6 protein-coding genes are annotated in these 3178 nt (G+C 67.6%); 3 read left to right on the plus strand and 3 right to left on the minus strand.

The annotated features are described in order from the left end of the window. The first annotated feature begins 485 nt into the window (after window positions 1-485). Entirely contained in the window at window positions 486-686 is a 201-nt protein-coding gene (locus tag OO52_RS45230; RefSeq protein WP_030941073.1) for a hypothetical protein, read from the plus strand. Between the two features lie 119 nt (window positions 687-805). On the opposite strand, the gene OO52_RS45235 is transcribed toward OO52_RS45230, so the two are convergent. Further along, entirely contained in the window at window positions 806-1405 is a 600-nt protein-coding gene (locus OO52_RS45235) for a hypothetical protein (protein WP_030941076.1), read from the minus strand. Between the two features lie 300 nt (window positions 1406-1705). Between OO52_RS45235 and OO52_RS45240 the strand changes: the two genes are divergently transcribed. Both OO52_RS45240 and OO52_RS45245 read left to right on the plus strand, forming a co-directional pair. Continuing rightward, window positions 1706-1990 (plus strand): hypothetical protein, encoded by a 285-nt coding sequence (locus tag OO52_RS45240; RefSeq protein ID WP_030941080.1) that lies wholly within the window; start codon window positions 1706-1708, stop codon window positions 1988-1990. Between the two features lie 115 nt (window positions 1991-2105). Next, window positions 2106-2351: a hypothetical protein gene (locus tag OO52_RS45245; RefSeq protein ID WP_030941083.1), complete on the plus strand. Its 246-nt coding sequence runs from the start codon at window positions 2106-2108 to the stop codon at window positions 2349-2351. Between the two features lie 36 nt (window positions 2352-2387). On the opposite strand, the gene OO52_RS45250 is transcribed toward OO52_RS45245, so the two are convergent. Together OO52_RS45250 and OO52_RS45255 are read right to left on the minus strand one after the other, a co-directional pair. After that, window positions 2388-2735: a hypothetical protein gene (locus tag OO52_RS45250; RefSeq protein WP_158712699.1), complete on the minus strand. Its 348-nt coding sequence runs from the start codon at window positions 2733-2735 to the stop codon at window positions 2388-2390. Between the two features lie 136 nt (window positions 2736-2871). After that, a complete protein-coding gene (locus tag OO52_RS45255; protein WP_030941088.1) occupies window positions 2872-3069 on the minus strand; it encodes a hypothetical protein in 198 nt (65 codons plus the stop codon). Window positions 3070-3178 lie beyond the last annotated feature (109 nt).

Here is a 3178-nt window from a genome sequence, read left to right on the forward strand (position 1 = left end):
GAGCGTCAGCCAGGCAACTACCTGGCCTTCCTCGGACTCGCAGCCGCCCTCTGCTGCTACAAGCGACTCCTCAAACTAACCATGTAGGACACGGTCTAAGGACGGATTGGCCAACCCCATCGGCTCCAGTGGCCGTGCCATCGCTCGCACCACCTGCCCTCACCGTCTGCGCAGACGGCAACATCAGCCACTCCACGGGCAGCGGAACCTGCTCTTGGCACGGCGGCATCGGCTGAACGATGAAGGCGCCCACCCGACCCGGGTGGGCGCCTTCACGCATGTCCGACTACGCGGCCTCTTCCATGGCCGGCAGCTCGACCGGCCGCTTCCCCGCAAGCACCTGTCGGATCCAGCCCGCCGACAAGCCCATCCGCGCAGCCAGCTCCTCGATCGGCACACCCCGCCGGCGTCCGGTGCCCCGACTGCTCCGCCCAGTACGGGCACAGCGAGGCGTTGCGGCTGCCCCTCGCGGAAAGGCGGGCGGCGTGAACACTACCGACTGGATCCGCCTCGCCATCAGCGGCATCGTCGCGCCCATCGCCGTCTGGTCCGCCGTCCTCGCCTACCGCTCAGCCAGAAGAGCCCGCGCCAACCTCGCCCGCGCCCGAGCCAACGCACGCCATGCCACCGGCGCAGCACCGGCCAGCGAACTCGCCATCATGAAGATCCGACAGCGACGCCGATGAATGACGATGAATGACGAAGGCCCCGGCCACCAGCCTTCCGGCGGGGGCCTCACCCTGGACAGCAAAGTGCCCCGGTCGGCTCCTACGACCGGGGCACAATCATTCGGACCGTGGTCCAGTTACTTGGATTCCCAGCCGTCCACACTGCCAACCTTGCACGTGAACCTGCCGGAGATCTTCTTCAAGCCCATCGCGTCTTCCCGCGCCTTCTGCCCCGGCTCCAACGCCGACACGATCGTCCCGCCATCCGCCAGGCGCGTCCCATCCGGGCCGTTGAAGAACACGCGGACGTTCAAGTCCCGCTTCGTCTTCGCCGAGTTCGTGACCTGCAGCTTCGCTACCGGATACCCGAACTCGTCCTTCACGCAGCCGGTGATCTTCACGTCCTTCACCGCAGACGGCGCCTCCGACGACTCCGCCTCACCACCGGCGCCGAACGCGTCGCGGACCGCGTTAGCCGCAGCATCCTTGGCGATTTTCTCCTTGGCCGCCTTGTCCAACCCCTCACAAGCCGGCGGCAACGCCTTCGACTCCTTCGCGTCCTTGTCGCCGGCGAGGGACTTCTTCACCTGCTCGGCGACCGTCTTCTCGCACGCCGCCGTGTCCGGCTTCGCGGCCGAACCGTCCTTCGCGTCAGCACCCCCACCGTCGTCACCACCACAACCCCCGAGCAGTCCGACAGCGGCGACGACAGCAGCAGACACGACGAACCCACGCACAGAAAACCCCCATGGAGCGGACGGAAAGAGGCGGTCACAAGACCCGTACGAGTACAACTACCACGCAGGCGTCACCGGAACATCACAAACCGTCACCATCGCCGCCGGCGCCCGCTGCTCCGACCACTTCGCCCAGTACGAGCACAGCGAGGCGTTGCGGCTGCCGCGCGCGGAGAGACGGCCCGCGTGAGCGGGCAGATGGCAGATCTCGTATAGCGAATCTCGGCTGGCGGTATCAGGCTGATACCGCCGACCGATACTCTGAAAGTGGAGATGACATTTTCACCTTCGGAGGCCGGGATGAGCGAGCAACCGTGGACGATCGAGTCCATCCGTGACGCCCTCGGCAACCCTGCCCTCGCCCAGCGCTTCCTCTCCGAGATCAACCGCGCGCCGGCCCACGAGTTGCTGCAGGTCTTCGCCCGCTGGGAGCGCATCGCCAAGGACACCGTCGCCGCCGTTCAGCGCGGCCGGGACATCGCCGCTGCAGAGGCCCGCGGGGAGCGGCCGACCGGCGACTGGAGCGACGCCACCGACCGGGTCCTTGCCGATGCCGACCGCATCCGCACCCGTGGCGCCGCCTGATTACCCGAACGCTAGACACTGAGCGTTGCTGGTCCGCTACTCTTCCGCGCTGAGGGGCCACCGAAGCCGCTGCCACCTGCCACCACGTGTTCAACCATGCCTTCAGGAGCAGCGAGTGATCTACCGGCTGAAGTACGACCCAGCCGCTGAGGCCGTACACGAGGCGATGCCGCCGGCCGTCAGTGAAGCCCTAACCCTCGCCCTCGCCGACGCCTGTCACGATCCGCACGCCGCCACCGAGGCTTACGGCGAAGACGACGGCGTAATGCGGATGCTGATCACCGAGCAGGCTTTCGCCGTCCTCCTCATCGGACAAGCACTTAAGACGATCACCGTGCTTGAGGTCACCTACCTCGGCTGAACGACGAAGGCGCCCACCCAACCCGGGTGGGCGCCTTCACGCGTGCCGCCAGAACGTGCCCGTGCAGGCCAGGCACACCCGGGAGTTGCTCCACGCCGCCAGCTGGGCCTCAGCCTCCGCCAGCCGGTGATGCACCAGCGCACCCCAGCCCACCCCGCCCGCCACGACGAGCAGCCCGAGCAGGGACCCCGACGCCACGATCACGATGCCCACGAAGACCGCGGCCAGCGCCGCCCAGTAGCTGCCCTCGAATTTGGCCGGCGGGGCGTACCGGCCCTTCAGCGGCGATTCCGCGGGCAGGGACTGCCAGTAGTGCGGCAGGTCAGCGACGTTCAGGGAACCGCACTTCGACGACGGGCAGACGATCACGTAACCCTCCAGCAAGCAGGCCCAGTTGACCGCAGATTGCTGGCAGACGTCCGGCCCGGCAACCGCTACCGGACGGTTGTGGCGGGCGCCACAACACAGCAGCAACGACGGCCCCGCCTTGCACAGGCGAGGCCCTCGGGTGAGCGAACGGCTACAGCTCAGACAGTTCGTAAGGGTCGGGGAGGTCGGGCAGCGGCACCATCAGCGCCCGGCCCAGCATCGACCGGGCAACCATCTCCCACTCGGCCTCCGGTCGGCCGACCGGGCGGACGAACAGCATCGAACCGTCACCGCGGACGTAAACGCCGCCCGCGAAGCCGAAGTCCGTCTCCCGCGTCGACACCTCCACCCCAAACTCGGTTACTGACCTTGAAGGCGGGTTGTCGTAGGGGCTGACGGTCGGTGATCGTCGCGGTATGCCGGGTGTATGAGGTATCCGCAGGGTGGGGGTCTGACCG

This window comes from Streptomyces flaveolus, assembly GCF_000716535.1.
In the GTDB taxonomy this organism is placed as follows: domain Bacteria; phylum Actinomycetota; class Actinomycetes; order Streptomycetales; family Streptomycetaceae; genus Streptomyces; species Streptomyces flaveolus_A.

Excerpts from the sequence above, each read along its gene's own strand:
- OO52_RS45240 (WP_030941080.1), top strand. The coding sequence starts at position 1,706 with ATGAGCGAGCAACCGTGGACGATCGAGTCCATCCGTGACGCCCTCGGC.